Annotated in this window: 1 protein-coding gene; it reads right to left on the bottom strand. The window is 60.9% G+C overall.

All coding sequences use genetic code 11. The features are described from left to right. Positions 1–116: 116 nt before the first annotated feature. Positions 117–19,367 carry a retention module-containing protein gene (locus ACTYOL_RS26960; protein ID WP_444757352.1) on the bottom strand — a complete coding sequence of 6,417 codons (19,251 nt, stop codon included), beginning with the start codon at positions 19,365–19,367 and terminating at the stop codon, positions 117–119. Between the last annotated feature and the right edge of the window lie 258 nt (positions 19,368–19,625).

The following is a 19,625-nucleotide window of genomic DNA, read 5'->3' as shown; positions in this document are numbered from 1 at the left end:
GCATAGGCAAAGTTCAACAGGCCTGCCGGGCCCGGCAAGCGAGTATGCGCCGTGAGGCGACGGCAGGAAAGCGCCAAGCCCCTGGCGGCCGGTGAAGGCCGTCAGGGGCGTGGGCATCAGCTGTTGGAGTTGTCGATCTTGATGGTCGGGTCGGCGCCACTGATCAACGAGTTGATCGTGGTGTTCGACCAGTTCACACCCTCGAGCTTGATCGACACATCCGCGTTGGCCAGGCCACCGGCGGCATTGAGCTTGCCCTCGGTGCTGACCTGCAGGGTCGACTCACCGTTCACGGTGGTGATCTTCAGGAAGTTGTCGATGGTGCTGGCCTTCTCGCCCTGCAGCAGGTCGCGCAGATCGAGGCGGTCGCCCTCACTGGCCTTGAAGTCCTTGATCACATCGTTGCCCAGGTCGCCGGCCTTCCACACGAAGGTGTCGGCACCGGTGCCACCGATGAGGATGTCATCGCCCTTGCCACCGATCAGCACGTCGTTGCCGGCACCACCGATGAGGAGGTCGTTGCCTTCACCGCCCAGCAGGGTGTCGTTGCCGGTGCCGCCGAGCAGGATGTCGTTGCCACGACCACCGTCGATATAGTCGTCGCCACCCTGGCCGAAGATGATGTCGTCACCATCGCCGCCCATCAGCGTGTCGTTGCCATCGTTGCTGCGCGAGACATCGAACTCGGTGTAGTGCTCGGTGATGTACTTGTGCATCGCCCGCCCATCTACATCGCCCGCATCGAGGCCCAGCTTGTTGGCGACATAACCGCGAATCGCATCGACACCGGTACCTGCGACCGAGTCGAAGGTGACCAGGTCACCGAAGATGATGTCGTTGCCATCACCGCCGTTGACCGTGTCGTTACCTGGCTGGGTGACCTCGGTGTGCCCAAGGATGGCCTCGGCCAGCTTGCTCGGGTCGATGTTGGTCTGTGGCTTGCCATCGGTGTCGAACGGCTTGAGGTCATTGGCCTTGATATCGCTGTTCAGGCCGATGGCCTCGACCTGCGACAGCCCCGACAGCAGCTTGAAGGCGGCGGTCGAGTCGTTCAGGGTCGCGGTCGTGGTATCGGAGCCGTTACCGGCGCGGGAGGACAGTTCGTAGCCACCGTTACCTTCGGCACGTACATCGCCGCTGGTGGTCACGGTCCAGCCGCCCCAGGAGTAGGTCTGGACGGTCAGCTTGCCGGTGCTGTCGATGGTTATGTAGTTGGTATTGTTCAGGTACGTGGAGATCGTATTGCCTGGTTTCCAGTTGTTCGCAGTCAGGAAGCTGTCCAGCGTGGTGCTGGTGCTGCCCAGGGTCGGGTTGCCGCGCTCGCTGGTCTGGTAGTAGGTCGGCTTGCCGTCGGTGACGAAGAACGTCTGGTTGCTGCCGGTGTTGCCAGCATTCTGGAGGTTCTGGAACCAGTTGGCGGTGGTCTTGAAGGCATCCTCGTAGTTGGTACCACCGTCGGAGTTCAGCGTCTTCAGAGCGTTGAGCAGGGTCTGCAGGCCGGCATCGTTGAGGGTCACCGAGACCGTGGATTTCACCTGGCTGGCGAAGTCCACGAGCAGGATGTTCACGGTACCGGATTGGTCGCCCTTGACGCTGGCGGCCAGGGTCTTGAACACCGACTCCAGCGACTTCTTCGCCGCATCCACGCCAGACGAGCCCATGCTGCCCGAGGTGTCGACGATGAAGGCGATGTTGTAGTTCTGACCTGGCACCACGTGCAGGCCGACCACGTCGGCGACGACGATATCGTTGCCATCGGTACCGGCAAAGTTGTCGCCTTCGGAGGTCAGGTTGCTGGTGTTGTAGGTCTGCGGGTACACCGTGACCTTGATGGTGCCCTCGTTGGTCGCGGTGCTGCCGCCAACGCTTTCGCTGGAGGTCGAGCTGACCTTCACGTCGAACTGGCCGCTGTAGTAGGCCGGTGGCTTGATTGCCAGGCTGCCCAGGTTCCAGCCGGTGACATCCACCGCGCTGCTGCCGACGGTGAAGCTGTGGCCTGCGTTGTCGCTGATCACCGAACCTGCCGGGATGCCGCTGAGCTTGACGCTCAGGGTTTCCGAACCGTCGGTGTCGGTCAGGTTGGTGCTGATGCCCACCAGCTTGACCGGCGCGCCATTCTCACGGCCTTCGTTGAGCTTGTAGCCTTCGTAGTAGCCTTGGCCGTTGCTGCCGTGCAGGTCAGAGACCGTCAGGCCTGCATTGGTCATGGAGCCTACGTTCGGGTACATCGGGATGGTCGAGCTGTTCAGGTCGGTGACCGCGCCGTTGCCCACCTTGATGTTGATGTCCAGGCTGCCAGGGCCGGCCTGGTTGGCGTTGTAGATCTCCAGGGTGTAGTAGCCGCTGGTGGTCGGGGTGTAGCTGCCGGTGATCGCGCCGCTGGCGTTGCCCCAGGTGCCGCTGGCGACGTTCTTGCCACCAATGACGATTTGCAGGCTGTCGTCGGCCGTACCGCTGAAGGTGTAGGTTTTGCCGGCTTCCAGATAGATCAGGCCGGAGGTCTTCGAGCCGGTGCCCGGGGTCACGGTGGCGGTGGTGTCGACGGTCGTGACCTGCTCGCTCTTGTTCGCGTTGCCGGAGTTGGCGAACACGCTCTTGAGTTGGTCGCCGGTGATGCCGTTACCGTTGTTGCCCAGGCCGTTGAGGCTGTTCCAGGTTTCCTTGGTCAGGCCGATCGAGTTGACGTTGTTGTTGCCGATCGACAGGTCAGGCCTGTCGGCGACCGGCGCGATGTCGACCTTCATGGTCACTTCGCTGCCGGTGTTGGTGCCGTCGTTGGGCTTGTACTTGATCTGCGCGTAGTCGGCCTGCTTGTTGCCCACGCCGCTGCCACCGTAACCGTCGACGCCCGACTGGTTGGCCAGCGGAACGAACTTGAGCTTGCCGGCGGCGATGTCGGCCTGGCTGATGGTCTGGTTGAGCGACACGTCGACCCACGAAGTGCCGTTGAAGAACTTCAGGTTGCCCAGATCCGGCAGCTTGCTGATCGTCACGCCGAGGCCAGTGTTGCCATCGGCGTCGGTGACCTTGAAGTCGCCCCACTGGAACACGTAGTCGGTGTCTTCGGTGCCGGTGACGGCGCCGCCTGGCGATACCGGCATGTGGTCATTGTCGATGATCGTGGTAGTGACGCTCGACTTGCTCGGGTTGACCTGCAGGTTTTCGAAGCCGCCGCCGCTGACACCGCTGATCTGGATGGTGAAGTTTTCCGAGCCTTCGACGAGCTGGTCGTCAATGGTCTTGATGTCGAAGTTGGCGGTGTTGGCGCCGGCCGGAATCTTCACGGTGACCACACCGGTGTAGTCCTGGCCGTTGGTGGCGGTGCCGCTGTAGCTCAGGGTGACAGTGACCTCGGTCTTGGACGGATTGGTCAGGGTCAGGGTGTAGTGCGCGGTGTCGCCTTCGGTCACCGAGGTGTCGCCGCTGATGCCCACGGTGGTCAGGTCGCCCTGGCCGCTCGGCTCGTCGGTGACGGTGGTGGTGACGGTGTTGCTGCCGAGGGTCAGTTTCTCGAAGTTGTCGCCGCCGGTGACCGATTCGATCTTGTTGACGATCGGCGCCTGGCCGCCCACATAGACGTCGTCCTTGGCGGTGATGGTGAAGGTACCGGTGGCGCTGCCAGCCGGAACGGTCACTTTCGTGCCGTCGCTGAGGGTGAACACCAGGCCGTTGTGGCCGGTGACCGACAGGCCCTGGGCGTTGGTCAGGGTGACGGTGTAGGTCACCTGGCCGCCTTCGGTGACGGTGGTCTTGTCGGCGGACAGCGTTGCGACGACTTCGCTGATGGTGTCAGCGATCTGTACGGTGGCCGAGCCACCCAGTTCGAGGTTCTCGAAGGTCTTGCCCGGAACGGTGGCGTCGCTGATGCCCACGGTCAGAGAGCCCGAGTCTTTGAAGACATCATCGCCCTGGGCTGGCGCCTTGTACTCGACCTGGGTCTGACCCGCAGCGATGGTGACCTTGTCGCCGTTGCTCAGGGTGACGGTCAGCGGACGATCCAGTGGCTGATTCACTTTGACGGTGAAGCTTGGCTGCTGGGCTTCGTTCACATCGCCATTGCTGACGATGGTGACCGAGACCTTGTCGCCCTGGTTACCCGAGCCCGGCGTGCCCACGCCAGGTTCGTCGGTAACGGTGGTGGTGACGGTATTGCTGCCGAGGGTCAGCTTCTCGAAGTTGTCGCCGCCGGTAACCGATTCGATCTTGTTGACGATGTTCGGCTGGCCGCCGACATAGACGTCGTCCTTGGCGGTGATGGTGAAGGTGCCAGTGGCACTGCCCGCCGGCACGGTGACCTTGGTGCCGTCGCTGAGGGTGAACACCAGGCCGTTGTGGCCGGTAACCGACAGGCCTTGGGCGTTGGTCAGGGTGACGGTGTAGGTGACCTGGCCGCCTTCGGTGACGGTGGTTTTGTCGGCGCTGAGGGTAGCGACTACTTCGCTGATGGTGTCGGCGATCTGTACGGTGGCCGAGCCGCCGAGCTCCAGGTTTTCGAAAGTCTTGCCTGGTACGGAAGCGTCGGAAATACCAACGGTCAGCGAGCCCGAGTCCTTGAAGACGTCATCGCCCTGAGCTGGTGCCTTGTATTCCACCTGGGTCTGACCCGCAGCGATGGTGACCTTGTCGCCGTTGCTCAGGGTGACGGTCAGCGGACGATCCAGTGGCTGATTCACTTTGACGGTGAACGACGGTTGCTGATCTTCAGTGACATTGCCATTGCTGACGATGGTGACCGAGACCTTGTCGCCCTGGTTACCCGAGCCCGGCGTGCCCACGCCAGGTTCGTCGGTGACGGTGGTGGTGACGGTGTTGCTGCCGAGGGTCAGCTTCTCGAAGTTGTCGCCGCCGGTGACGGACTCGATCTTGTTGACGATGTTCGGCTGGCCGCCGACGTAAACGTCGTCCTTCGCGGTGATGGTGAAGGTGCCAGTGGCGCTGCCCGCCGGAATGGTGACCTTGGTGCCGTCGCTGAGGGTGAACACCAGGCCGTTGTGACCGGTAACCGACAAGCCTTGGGCGTTGGTCAGGGTGACGGTGTAGGTGACTTGGCCACCTTCGCTGACGGTGGTCCTGTCTGCGGACAGGGTCGCGACGACTTCGCTGATGGTGTCGGCGATCTGTACGGTGGCCGAGCCACCAAGTTCGAGGTTCTCGAAGGTCTTGCCCGGAACGGTGGCGTCGCTGATGCCCACGGTCAGGGAGCCCGAGTCTTTGAAGACATCATCGCCCTGGGCTGGCGCCTTGTACTCGACCTGGGTCTGACCCGCAGCGATGGTGACCTTGTCGCCATTGCTCAGGGTGACGGTCAGCGGACGATCCAGTGGCTGATTCACTTTGACGGTGAACGACGGCTGCTGGTCTTCAGTGACATTGCCATTGCTGACGATGGTGACCGAGACCTTGTCGCCCTGGTTGCCGGAACCCGGCGTACCCACACCAGGTTCGTCGGTGACGGTGGTAGTGACGGTGTTGCTGCCGAGGGTCAGCTTCTCGAAGTTGTCGCCGCCGGTGACGGACTCGATCTTGTTGACGATGTTCGGCTGGCCGCCGACGTAAACGTCGTCCTTGGCGGTGATGGTGAAGGTGCCAGTGGCGCTGCCCGCCGGAACGGTGACCTTGGTGCCGTCGCTGAGGGTGAACACCAGGCCGTTGTGACCGGTAACCGAAAGGCCTTGGGCGTTGGTCAGCGTGACGGTGTAGGTCACCTGGCCGCCTTCGGTGACGGTGGTCTTGTCGGCGGACAGCGTTGCAACGACTTCGCTGATGGTGTCCGTGATCTGCACGGTGGCCGAACCACCGAGCTCAAGGTTCTCGAATGTCTTGCCTGGAACGGTAGCGTCGCTGATGCCAACGGTGAGCGAACCGGAATCCTTGAAGACATCGTCGCCTTGCGCTGGCGCCTTGTACTCGACCTGAGTCTGGCCCGCGGCGATGGTAACTTTGTCGCCATTGCTCAGAGTGACGGTGAGCGGACGATCCAGCGGCTGGTTCACTTTGACGGTGAACGACGGCTGCTGGTCTTCAGTGACATTGCCATTGCTGACGATGGTGACCGAGACCTTGTCGCCCTGGTTACCCGAGCCCGGCGTGCCCACGCCAGGTTCGTCGGTAACGGTGGTGGTGACGGTATTGCTGCCGAGGGTCAGTTTCTCGAAGTTGTCTGCGCCGGTGACTGACTCCAGCTTGTTGAGCAGCGAAGGCTGGCCGCCAACGTACACGTCATCCTTGGCGGTGACGGTAATCGAGCCGGTCTTCTGGCCGGCTGCCACGGTGATCTTGGTGCCGTCGCTCAGGGTGAATACCAGACCTCCGTGGGCAATGACCGGGAAGGCCGGCGGGCTGACCAAGGTCACGGTATAGGTGACCTGGCCGCCTTCGGCGACGGTGCTCTTGTCCACGGACAGGTTGGCGAACACCTCGGTGATGGTGTCGCTGATCTGCACGGTGGCCGAGCCGCCGAGCTCCAGGTTCTCGAAGGTCTTGCCTGGAACGGTGGCATCGGTGATGCCGACGGTGAGCGAGCCTGCGTCCTTGAAGACGTCATCGCCCTGAGCTGGCGCCTTGTACTCGACCTGGGTCTGGCCTGCAGCAATGGTGACTTTATCGCCGTTGCTCAGGGTGACGGTCAGCGGGCGATCCAGGATCTGGCTGACTTTCACGGTGAAGCTTGGCTGTTGTGCTTCGTTCACATCGCCGTTGCTGACGATGGTGACCGAGACCTTGTCGCCCTGGTTGCCGGAGCCCGGCGTGCCGGTGCCGGGTTCGTCGGTGACAGAGGTGGTGACGGTATTGCTGCCGAGGGTCAGTTTCTCGAAGTTGTCGCCGCCGGTGACGGACTCGATCTTGTTGACGATGTTCGGCTGGCCGCCGACGTAAACGTCGTCCTTCGCGGTGATGGTGAAGGTGCCAGTGGCGCTGCCCGCCGGAATGGTGACCTTGGTGCCGTCGCTCAGGGTGAACACCAGGCCATTGTGGCCGGTGACCGACAGGCCCTGGGCGTTGGTCAGCGTGACGGTGTAGGTGACTTGGCCACCTTCACTGACGGTGGCCTTGTCTGCGGACAGGGTCGCGACGACTTCGCTGATGGTGTCGGCGATCTGTACGGTGGCCGAGCCACCCAGTTCCAGATTCTCGAAGGTTTTGCCCGGTACGGTGGCATCGGAAATGCCGACGGTCAGGGAGCCGGAGTCCTTGAAGACATCGTCGCCTTGGGCTGGCGCCTTGTACTCGACTTGGGTCTGGCCTGCAGCAATGGTGACCTTGTCACCATTGCTCAGAGTGACGGTCAGCGGACGATCCAGAATCTGATTCACCTTCACGGTGAACGACGGCTGTTGATCTTCGGTGACATTGCCGTTGCTGACGATGGTGACGGAGACCTTGTCGCCTTCGTTGCCGGTGCCTGGGGTGCCGGTACCTGGTTCGTCGGTGACGCTCGTCTTCACTTCGTTCTGACCCAAGGTCAGCTTCTCGAAGTTGTCAGCGCCAGTGACGCCTTCCAGCTTGTTGACGATCGCTGGCTGGCCGCCAACGTACACGTCATCCGGCGCATGGATGGTGATGGTTCCGGTGGCGCTGCCCGCTGGAACGGTGACTTTGGTGCCGTCCGAGAGCGTAAAGACCAGGCCATTGTGGCCTTTGACGTCCAGGCCCTGGGCGTTGGTCAGGGTCACGGTGTAAGTGATCTCGCCGCCTTCGCTGACAGTAGTCTTGTCGGCGGTCAGGGTCGCGATGACTTCGCTTTCGGTGTCAGCGATCTGCACGGTGGCCGAACCACCCAGCTCCAGGTTTTCGAAGGTCTTGCCTGGAACACTGGCGTCGCTGATCCCAACGGTGAGCGAGCCCGAGTCTTTGAAGACATCGTCGCCCTGGGCAGGCGCCTTGTACTCGACCTGGGTCTGACCCGCAGCGATGGTGACTTTGTCACCATTGCTCAGGGTGACGGTCAGCGGACGATCCAGCGGCTGATTCACTTTGACGGTGAACGACGGTTGCTGGTCTTCGGTGACGTTGCCATTACTGACGATGGTGACGGAGACCTTGTCGCCTTCGTTGCCGGTGCCAGGAGTACCAGTGCCTGGCTCGTCCGTCACTGTGGTGGTGACGGTGTTGTCGCCGAGGGTCAGCTTCTCGAAGTTGTCGCCGCCAGTGACCGATTCGATCTTGTTGACGATGTTCGGCTGGCCGCCGACATAGACGTCGTCCTTGGCGGTGATGGTGAAGGTGCCAGTAGCACTACCCGCCGGAACGGTAACCTTGGTGCCATCGCTCAGGGTGAATACCAGACCGCCATGGCCGGTGACAGACAGACCTTGGGCGTTCGTCAGGGTGACGGTGTAGGTGACCTGGCCGCCTTCGCTGACGGTGGTCTTGTCGGCGCTGAGAGTAGCGACTACTTCGCTGATGGTGTCGGCGATCTGCACGGTGGCCGAACCACCGAGCTCGAGGTTTTCGAAGGTTTTACCTGGAACGGTAGCGTCGCTGATGCCAACGGTGAGCGAACCAGAATCCTTGAAGACGTCATCGCCCTGGGCTGGTGCCTTGTACTCGACCTGAGTCTGACCTGCCGCGATGGTGACCTTGTCGCCGTTGCTCAAGGTGACAGTCAGCGGACGATCCAGCGGCTGGTTCACTTTGACTGTGAACGACGGCTGCTGGTCTTCGGTGACGTTGCCATTGCTGACGATGGTGACGGAGACCTTGTCGCCTTCGTTGCCGGTGCCAGGGGTACCAGTGCCTGGCTCGTCCGTCACTGTGGTGGTGACGGTGTTGTCGCCGAGGGTCAGCTTCTCGAAGTTGTCGCCGCCAGTGACCGATTCGATCTTGTTGACGATGTTCGGCTGGCCGCCGACATAGACGTCGTCCTTGGCGGTGATGGTGAAGGTGCCAGTAGCACTACCCGCCGGAACGGTAACCTTGGTGCCATCGCTCAGGGTGAACACCAGACCGCCATGGCCGGTGACAGACAGACCTTGGGCGTTCGTCAGGGTGACGGTGTAGGTGACCTGGCCGCCTTCGCTGACGGTGGTCTTGTCGGCGCTGAGAGTAGCGACTACTTCGCTGATGGTGTCGGCGATCTGCACGGTGGCCGAACCACCCAGTTCGAGGTTCTCGAAAGTCTTGCCCGGTACGGTGGCGTCGCTGATGCCAACGGTGAGCGAACCGGAATCCTTGAAGACGTCATCGCCCTGGGCTGGTGCCTTGTACTCGACCTGAGTCTGACCTGCCGCGATGGTGACCTTGTCGCCGTTGCTCAAGGTGACAGTCAGCGGACGATCCAGCGGCTGGTTCACTTTCACGGTGAACGACGGCTGCTGGTCTTCGGTGACGTTGCCATTGCTGACGATGGTGACGGAGACCTTGTCGCCTTCGTTGCCGGTGCCCGGAGTACCAGTGCCTGGCTCGTCCGTCACTGTGGTGGTGACGGTGTTGTCGCCGAGGGTCAGCTTCTCGAAGTTATCGGCGCCAGTGACCGATTCCAGCTTGTTCCCGATGCTTGGCTGGCCGCCAACGTACACGTCATCAGGCGCATGGATGGTGATAGTCCCGGTGGCGCTGCCAGCCGGAACGGTGACTTTGGTGCCGTCGCTGAGCGTGAAGACCAGGCCGTTATGGCCAGTAACGGACAGACCTTGGGCGTTGGTCAGGGTGACGGTGTAGGTGATCTCGCCGCCTTCGCTGACGGTGGTCTTGTCGGCGGTAAGGGTCGCGACGACTTCACTTTCAGTGTCAGCGATTTGAACGGTCGCCGAACCACCCAGCTCCAGGTTCTCGAAAGTCTTGCCTGGTACGGAAGCGTCGGAAATACCAACGGTCAGGGAGCCCGAGTCTTTGAAGACGTCATCGCCTTGAGCTGGGGCTTTGTACTCAACTTGGGTTTGACCCGCAGCGATGGTGACTTTGTCGCCATTGCTCAGAGTGACAGTCAGCGGACGATCCAGCGGCTGGTTCACTTTCACGGTGAACGACGGCTGCTGATCTTCAGTGACATTGCCGTTGCTGACGATGGTGACGGAGACCTTGTCGCCTTCGTTGCCGGTGCCCGGAGTACCGGTACCCGGCTCGTCAGTCACCGTCGTGGTGACGGTGCCGTCACCCAGCGTCAGCTTCTCGAAGTTATCGGCGCCAGTTACACCTTCCAGCTTGTTCACGATGCTTGGCTGACCGCCAACGTAGACGTCGTCAGGAGCGTGAATGGTGATGGTGCCGGTGGCGCTGCCCGCCGGAACAGTCACTTTCGTGCCATCCGACAGAGTGAAGACCAGACCATTGTGGCCTTTGACGTCTAGGCCCTGAGCGTTGGTCAGAGTAACGGTGTAGGTGATCTCACCGCCTTCGCTGACAGTAGTCTTGTCGGCGGTCAGGGTCGCGATGACTTCGCTTTCGGTGTCAGCGATCTGAACGGTGGCCGAGCCGCCGAGCTCCAGGTTCTCGAAGGTTTTGCCTGGAACACTGGCGTCGCTGATACCAACGGTGAGCGAACCAGAATCCTTGAAGACGTCATCGCCCTGGGCTGGTGCCTTGTACTCGACCTGAGTCTGACCTGCCGCGATGGTGACCTTGTCGCCGTTGCTCAAGGTGACAGTCAGCGGACGATCCAGCGGCTGGTTCACTTTGACAGTGAACGACGGTTGCTGGTCTTCAGTGACATTGCCGTTGCTGACGATGGTGACGGAAACCTTGTCGCCTTCGTTGCCGGTGCCAGGAGTGCCGGTGCCTGGCTCATCGGTGACATCGGTTTTCACTTCGCCCTGACCCAAGGTCAGTTTCTCGAAGTTATCCGCACCAGTAACACCTTCCAGCTTGTTCACGATCGACGGCTGGCCGCCAACATAAACGTCGTCTGGAGCAGTGATAGTGACCGTACCGGTAGCACTGCCCGCCGGAATGGTGACCTTGGTGCCATCCGAAAGGGTGAAGGTCAGGCCGCCATGGCCAGTGACATCCAGGCCCTGACCATTGGTCAGGGTGACGGTATAGGTGATCTCGCCGCCCTCGCTGACGGTGGACTTGTCGGCGGTGAGGGTCGCGACGACTTCGCTTTCGGTGTCAGCAATCTGAACGGTGGCCGAGCCACCCAGTTCCAGATTCTCGAAGGTCTTGCCCGGAACGCTGGCATCGGTGATGCCGACAGTCAGAGAGCCTGAGTCTTTGAAGACGTCATCGCCTTGGGCTGGCGCCTTGTACTCGACCTGGGTCTGGCCTGCAGCGATGGTGACCTTGTCGCCATTGCTCAGGGTAACGGTCAGCGGACGATCCAGCGGCTGGTTCACTTTGACAGTGAACGACGGCTGCTGGTCTTCGGTGACGTTGCCATTGCTGACGATGGTGACGGAGACCTTGTCGCCTTCGTTGCCGGTGCCTGGCGTACCGGTACCCGGCTCGTCAGTCACAATAGTGGTGACGGTGCCGTCACCCAGCGTCAGTTTTTCAAAGTTGTCAGCGCCAGTAACGCCTTCGAGTTTGTTGACGATCGAAGGCTGGCCGCCAACGTAGACGTCATCCGGCGCATGGATGGTGATGGTGCCGGTGGCGCTGCCCGCTGGAACGGTAACTTTTGTGCCGTCCGAGAGCGTGAAGACCAGACCATTGTGGCCTTTGACATCCAAGCCCTGAGCGTTGGTCAGTGTCACGGTGTAAGTGATCTCGCCGCCTTCGCTGACAGTAGTCTTGTCGGCAGTCAGGGTCGCGATGACTTCACTTTCGGTATCGGCGATCTGAACGGTGGCCGAGCCGCCGAGCTCCAGGTTCTCGAAGGTTTTGCCTGGAACACTGGCGTCGCTGATACCAACGGTGAGCGAACCAGAATCCTTGAAGACGTCATCGCCCTGGGCTGGCGCCTTGTACTCGACCTGGGTCTGGCCCGCCGCGATGGTGACCTTGTCGCCGTTGCTCAAGGTGACAGTCAGCGGACGATCCAGCGGCTGGTTCACTTTCACGGTGAACGACGGCTGCTGATCTTCAGTGACGTTGCCATTGCTGACGATGGTGACGGAGACCTTGTCGCCTTCGTTGCCGGTGCCCGGAGTGCCAGTACCTGGTTCGTCTGTCACTGTGGTGGTGACGGAGTTGTCGCCTAGGGTCAGCTTCTCGAAGTTATCGGCGCCAGTGACGGATTCCAGCTTGTTCACGATGCTTGGCTGGCCGCCGACGTACACGTCATCAGGCGCATGGATGGTGATAGTCCCGGTGGCGCTGCCAGCCGGAACGGTGACTTTGGTGCCGTCGCTGAGCGTGAAGACCAAGCCGTTATGGCCGGTAACCGACAGACCTTGGGCGTTGGTCAGTGTGACGGTGTAGGTGATCTCGCCGCCTTCGCTGACGGTGGTCTTGTCGGCGGTAAGGGTCGCGACGACTTCACTTTCAGTGTCAGCGATCTGCACGGTGGCCGAGCCGCCGAGCTCCAGGTTCTCGAAGGTCTTACCTGGAACACTGGCGTCGCTGATACCAACGGTGAGCGAACCAGAATCCTTGAAGACGTCATCGCCCTGGGCTGGCGCCTTGTACTCGACCTGGGTCTGGCCCGCCGCGATGGTGACCTTGTCGCCATTGCTCAGGGTGACAGTCAACGGGCGATCCAACGGTTGGTTCACTTTGACAGTGAACGACGGCTGCTGATCTTCGGTGACATTGCCGTTGCTGACGATGGTTACAGAGACTTTGTCGCCTTCGTTGCCGGTGCCCGGAGTACCGGTACCTGGCTCATCGGTGACATCGGTTTTCACTTCGCCCTGACCCAGGGTCAGCTTTTCGAAGTTATCGGCACCAGTGACGGACTCCAGCTTGTTCACGATCGATGGCTGACCGCCAACGTATACGTCGTCCGGCGCATGGATCGTGATAGTCCCGGTGGCGCTGCCAGCCGGAACGGTCACCTTGGTGCCATCCGAAAGAGTGAAGGTCAGACCGCCGTGGCCTTTGACGTCAAGGCCTTGGGCATTGGTCAGAGTAACGGTGTAAGTGATCTCACCGCCTTCGGAGACGGTGGTCTTGTCGGCGGTGAGGGTCGCAATGACTTCGCTTTCGGTGTCAGCAATCTGAACAGTGGCCGAACCACCGAACTCGAGGTTTTCGAAGGTTTTGCCCGGAACACTGGCATCGGTGATGCCGACAGTCAGGGAGCCCGAGTCTTTGAAGACGTCATCGCCCTGGGCTGGTGCCTTGTACTCGACCTGAGTCTGACCTGCCGCGATGGTGACCTTGTCGCCGTTGCTCAAGGTGACAGTCAGCGGACGATCCAGCGGCTGGTTCACTTTGACTGTGAACGACGGCTGCTGGTCTTCGGTGACGTTGCCATTGCTGACGATGGTGACGGAGACCTTGTCGCCTTCGTTGCCGGTGCCTGGAGTACCAGTGCCTGGCTCGTCCGTCACTGTGGTGGTGACGGTGTTGTCGCCGAGGGTCAGCTTCTCGAAGTTATCGGCGCCAGTGACCGATTCCAGCTTGTTCACGATGCTTGGCTGGCCGCCAACGTACACGTCATCAGGCGCATGGATGGTGATAGTCCCGGTGGCGCTGCCAGCCGGAACGGTGACTTTGGTGCCGTCGCTGAGCGTGAAGACCAGGCCGTTATGGCCAGTAACGGACAGACCTTGGGCGTTGGTCAGGGTGACGGTGTAGGTGATCTCGCCGCCTTCGCTGACGGTGGTCTTGTCGGCGGTAAGGGTCGCGACGACTTCACTTTCAGTGTCAGCGATCTGAACGGTAGCCGAGCCGCCGAGCTCCAGGTTCTCGAAGGTTTTGCCTGGAACACTGGCGTCGCTGATACCAACGGTGAGCGAACCGGAATCCTTGAAGACGTCCTCGCCTTGTGCCGGTGCCTTGTACTCGACCTGGGTCTGGCCTGCAGCGATGGTGACCTTGTCGCCATTGCTCAGGGTAACGGTCAGCGGACGATCCAGCGGCTGGTTCACTTTCACGGTGAACGACGGCTGCTGATCTTCAGTGACATTGCCATTGCTAACGATGGTGACGGAAACCTTGTCACCCTCGTTGCCAGTACCCGGAGTGCCAGTGCCTGGCTCATCGGTGACATCGGTTTTCACTTCGCCCTGACCCAAGGTCAGTTTCTCGAAGTTGTCTGCACCAGTAACGCCTTCCAGCTTGTTGACTATTGCTGGCTGGCCGCCGACGTACACGTCATCAGGGGCGTGGATGGTGATAGTCCCGGTGGCGCTGCCAGCCGGAACGTTGACCTTGGTGCCGTCCGAGAGGGTGAACACCAAACCGCCATGAGCTTTGACGTCCAGGCCTTGGGTGTTGGTCAGCGTAACGGTATAGGTGATCTCGCCGCCTTCGGACACAGTGGTCTTGTCGGCGGTAAGGGTCGCGACGACTTCACTTTCAGTGTCAGCGATTTGAACGGTCGCCGAACCACCCAGCTCCAGGTTTTCGAAAGTCTTGCCTGGTACGGAAGCGTCGGAAATACCAACGGTCAGGGAGCCCGAGTCTTTGAAGACGTCATCGCCTTGAGCAGGAGCCTTGTACTCGACCTGCGTCTGGCCCGCAGCGATGGTGACCTTGTCGCCATTGCTCAGGGTAACGGTCAGCGGACGATCCAGCGGCTGGTTCACTTTGACAGTGAACGACGGCTGCTGGTCTTCGGTGACGTTGCCATTGCTGACGATGGTGACGGAGACCTTGTCGCCTTCGTTGCCGGTGCCTGGCGTACCGGTACCCGGCTCGTCGGTCACGGTAGTGGTGACGGTACCGTCGCCGAGGGTCAGCTTCTCGAAGTTGTCAGCGCCAGTGACGGATTCCAGCTTGTTCACGATGCTTGGCTGGCCGCCAACGTACACGTCGTCCGGCGCATGGATGGTGATAGTCCCGGTGGCGCTGCCAGCCGGAACGGTGACTTTGGTGCCGTCGCTGAGCGTGAAGACCAGGCCGTTATGGCCAGTAACGGACAGACCTTGGGCGTTAGTCAGCGTAACGGTGTAAGTGATCTCGCCGCCTTCGGACACGGTGGTCTTATCGGCTGTCAGGGTCGCGACGACTTCGCTTTCGGTATCTGCGATCTGCACGGTGGCTGAACCGCCCAGCTCCAGGTTTTCGAAAGTCTTGCCTGGTACGGAAGCGTCGGAAATACCAACGGTCAGGGAGCCCGAGTCTTTGAAGACGTCATCGCCTTGAGCTGGGGCCTTGTACTCAACTTGGGTTTGACCCGCAGCGATGGTGACTTTGTCGCCATTGCTCAGGGTGACAGTCAGCGGACGATCCAGCGGCTGGTTCACTTTGACAGTGAAGCTTGGCTGCTGGTCTTCGGTGACGTTGCCATTGCTGACGATGGTGACCGAAACCTTGTCACCTTCGTTGCCAGTGCCCGGAGTGCCAGTGCCTGGCTCGTCGGTCACGGTAGTGGAGACAGTATCGTCACCGAGGGTCAATTTCTCGAAGTTATCTGCACCCGTAACGCCTTCGAGTTTGTTGACGATCGAAGGTTGGCCGCCAACGTAGACATCGTCAGGGGCGTGAATGGTGATGGTGCCAGTGGCGCTGCCTGCTGGAACGGTAACTTTGGTGCCGTCGCTAAGCGTAAAGACCAACCCATTGTGGCCTTTGACGTCCAAGCCCTGAGCGTTGGTCAGCGTGACGGTATAGGTGATCTCGCCGCCTTCGGACACAGTGGTCTTGTCGGCAGTCAGGGTTGCGACAACCTCACTTTCGGTGTCAGCGATCTGCACGGTTGCCGAACCACCGAGCTCCAGGTTCTCGAAAGTCTTGCCTGGTACGGAAGCGTCGGCAATACCAACGGTCAGGGAGCCCGAGTCTTTGAAGACGTCATCGCCTTGAGCTGGGGCTTTGTACTCAACTTGGGTTTGACCCGCAGCGATGGTGACTTTGTCGCCATTGCTCAGAGTGACAGTCAGCGGACGATCCAGCGGCTGGTTCACTTTGACAGTGAAGCTTGGCTGCTGGTCTTCGGTGACGTTGCCATTGCTGACGATGGTGACGGAGACTTTGTCGCCTTCGTTGCCAGTGCCCGGAGTGCCAGTGCCTGGCTCATCGGTGACATCGGTTTTCACTTCGCCCTGACCCAGCGTCAGCTTCTCGAAGTTATCGGCGCCAGTCACGCCTTCGAGTTTGTTGACGATCGAAGGCTGGCCGCCAACGTACACGTCGTCAGGAGCGTGAATGGTGATGGTGCCGGTGGCGCTGCCCGCGGGAACGGTGACTTTTGTGCCGTCCGAAAGGGTAAATACCAGGCCGCCATGACCTTTGACGTCCAGGCCCTGAGCGTTGGTCAGAGTCACGGTGTAAGTGATCTCGCCGCCTTCGCTGACAGTGGTTTTGTCAGCAGTCAGGGTGGCGACAACCTCACTTTCGGTGTCAGCAATCTGAACAGTGGCGGAGCTTCCCAGCTCAAGGTTTTCGAAGGTTTTGCCCGGAACACTGGCATCGGTCACGCCAATGGTGAGCGAGCCAGAATCCTTGAAGACGTCATCGCCCTGGGCTGGCGCCTTGTACTCGACCTGAGTCTGGCCCGCCGCGATGGTGACCTTGTCGCCGTTGCTCAAGGTGACAGTCAGCGGACGATCCAGCGGCTGGTTCACTTTGACAGTGAAGCTTGGCTGCTGGTCTTCGGTGACGTTGCCATTGCTGACGATGGTGACGGAGACTTTGTCGCCTTCGTTGCCAGTGCCCGGAGTGCCAGTGCCTGGCTCATCGGTGACATCGGTTTTCACTTCGCCCTGACCCAGCGTCAGCTTCTCGAAGTTATCGGCGCCAGTCACGCCTTCGAGTTTGTTGACGATCGAAGGCTGGCCGCCAACGTACACGTCGTCAGGAGCGTGAATGGTGATGGTGCCGGTGGCGCTGCCCGCGGGAACGGTGACTTTTGTGCCGTCCGAAAGGGTAAATACCAGGCCGCCATGACCTTTGACGTCCAGGCCCTGGGCGTTGGTCAGAGTCACGGTGTAAGTGATCTCGCCGCCTTCGCTGACAGTGGTTTTGTCAGCAGTCAGGGTGGCGACAACCTCACTTTCGGTGTCAGCAATCTGAACAGTGGCGGAGCTTCCCAGCTCAAGGTTTTCGAAGGTTTTGCCCGGAACACTGGCATCGGTCACGCCAATGGTGAGCGAACCAGAATCCTTGAAGACGTCATCGCCCTGGGCTGGCGCCTTGTACTCGACCTGAGTCTGGCCCGCCGCGATGGTGACCTTGTCGCCGTTGCTCAAGGTGACAGTCAGCGGACGATCCAGCGGCTGGTTCACTTTGACAGTGAAGCTTGGCTGCTGGTCTTCAGTGACGTTGCCGTTGCTGACGATGGTTACAGAGACTTTGTCGCCTTCGTTGCCGGTGCCCGGAGTACCGGTACCCGGCTCGTCAGTCACCGTCGTGGTGACGGTGCCGTCACCCAGCGTCAGTTTCTCGAAGTTATCCGCACCAGTAACACCTTCCAGCTTGTTCACGATCGACGGCTGGCCGCCAACATAAACGTCGTCTGGAGCAGTGATAGTGACCGTACCGGTAGCACTGCCCGCCGGGATGGTGACTTTGGTGCCATCCGAAAGGGTGAAGGTCAGGCCGCCATGGCCCGTAACATCCAGGCCCTGACCATTGGTCAGGGTGACGGTGTAGGTGATCTGGCCGCCTTCGGACACGGTGGTCTTGTCGGCAGTCAGAGTCGCGACGACTTCGCTCTCGGTATCGCTGATCTGGACGGTGGCCGCACCGCCAAGCTTCAGATCCTCGAAAGTCTTGCCCGGAACGCTGGCGTCGGTCACGCCCAAGGTCACGGAGCCCGCGTCCTTGAATACGTCGTCACCCTGCGCCGGCAGGCTGTAGGTAGCCTGGGTCTGGCCAGCAGCAATGGTGACCTTGTCGCCATTGCTCAGGGTCACGGTCAGGTCGTGGTCGAGCTTCTGGCTGACTGAAACGGTGAAGGTCGGCTGCTGAGCTTCCGTCACGTTACCGTTGCTGGCAATGCTGACAGTCACAGTGTCGATGCTGTCGCTGACCACGGTCTGAGCCGGGGTCGGGTTCGGCACCAGGTTCTCGAAGTTACCGCCGGTGGTGCCGGTAATGGTGGTGCTGACCGTGCTGCCATTGACGAAGACATCGTTGGCCGGGGTCTGGAAGTCGACCGAGCCACTGGTCTTGCCAGCTTCGACGGTGACGGTCTGGCCGTTGGACAGGGTGACGGTGACTGGCGTCTGTGCCGGGTTGGTCAAGGTCACGGTATAGGTGATCACGCCGCCTTCGGTGACGCTTGGCGAAGCAGTCAGGGTGGCGGTGGTGGTGTCGACCGAGTCGTTGATCACGGTCTGCGCCGGGGCCGGGTTCGGCACCAGGTTCTCGAAGTTGCCACCGGTGGCGCCGGTGATGGTGGTGCTGACCGTGCTGCCGTTGTTGTAGACGTCGTTGGGCGGGGTCTGGAAGTCGACCGAGCCGCTGGACTTGCCAGCCTCGACGGTGATTGTCTGGCCGTTGGACAGGGTGACGGTGACCGGCGTCTGTGCCGGGTTGGTCAGGGTCACGGTGTAGGTGATCACGCCGCCTTCGGTGACGCTTGGCGTCGCGGTCAAGGTGGCGGTGGTGGTGTCGATGGTGTCGGTGATCTGGGTCACCGCCGGGGTCGGGTTCGGGGTAATGACCAAGCCGTTGCCGCCGGTGGTGCCGGTGATGGTGGTGGAGATCTGGCCGCCATCGATGTAAGGCGTGTCGTTGGCCGGAATGTTGACGTTGACCGAGCCGCTGGTCTGGCCAGCCGGGATCACGATCACCGCGCCGTTGGACAGGGTGACGGTCAGGTTGCTCTGCGGCGCCTGGCCGACGGTGGCGGTATAGACGATGACGCCACCCGCTTCGCTGATCGAAGGGGTGGCGCTCAGGCTCAGGCCGGTTGGAATGGGATTGTTGTTGGTGGTGGTGTCGTTGTTGCTATCCAGCCCACCGACTTCTTCGTTTGCCAGGCCTGCGGCGAAGCCCAGGGGGCCGGTGGGGAACCCGATGCTCGGGTCGACCACGCCTGCGGTTTCTTCCAGCAGCACGAAGCTGTGACCACCACCGACCGAACCGCCGCCTGCGGCAGCAGGGCCGGCAGCAGGCGCTTCCAGCTCGGTGGTCGGGTCGACACCGGAGGCAATGGCCTGTTGCAGCTCTTCGACCGAGGGCGCGGCCTGCGCGGTGGCCTGGGCCAGGTCGGTGCTGCTGTCGGGCGCATCGGCGCTCCATTGAGTGTCGCGGCCCAGGTCGAGCATGCGACCGTCGGCCAATTCCAGGGTCACGGCGCCGCCCGGGCCGGTAAGGACTTCCTCGCCTGCGAACAGGCGATCGCCTTCGATCAGCACGCGCTTGATGCCTTCCGGGGATACTGCGATGACTTGGCCAACAATGCTTTTGACGATGGCAACGACAGTGCTCATGGAACTCTCCGGGATGTGTCTCAATTGGCTTCCGGCCGGCGTGCGAACCTGCTTCCGCTGGAATGTTACAAAAATGATTTGACGCTTTTATTCGTCAAATTTCTGTCAATAATTTTCGGCTATTAAGTTTATGCCAAAGTATTGACCTTCGTCTCGCCATCCTAAACAATCGGCAAACTAATGTCACATTGATATTTGAGTAAAAACCTCTTCCTTTCGTATTAATTACGTACAGTCTCGCAAGCTCGCCAATCGTTC

It is taken from the genome of Pseudomonas sp. A014 (assembly GCF_052378495.1).
In the GTDB taxonomy this organism is placed as follows: domain Bacteria; phylum Pseudomonadota; class Gammaproteobacteria; order Pseudomonadales; family Pseudomonadaceae; genus Aquipseudomonas; species Aquipseudomonas machongensis.
This window is presented reverse-complemented; position numbering and strand designations above follow the sequence as displayed.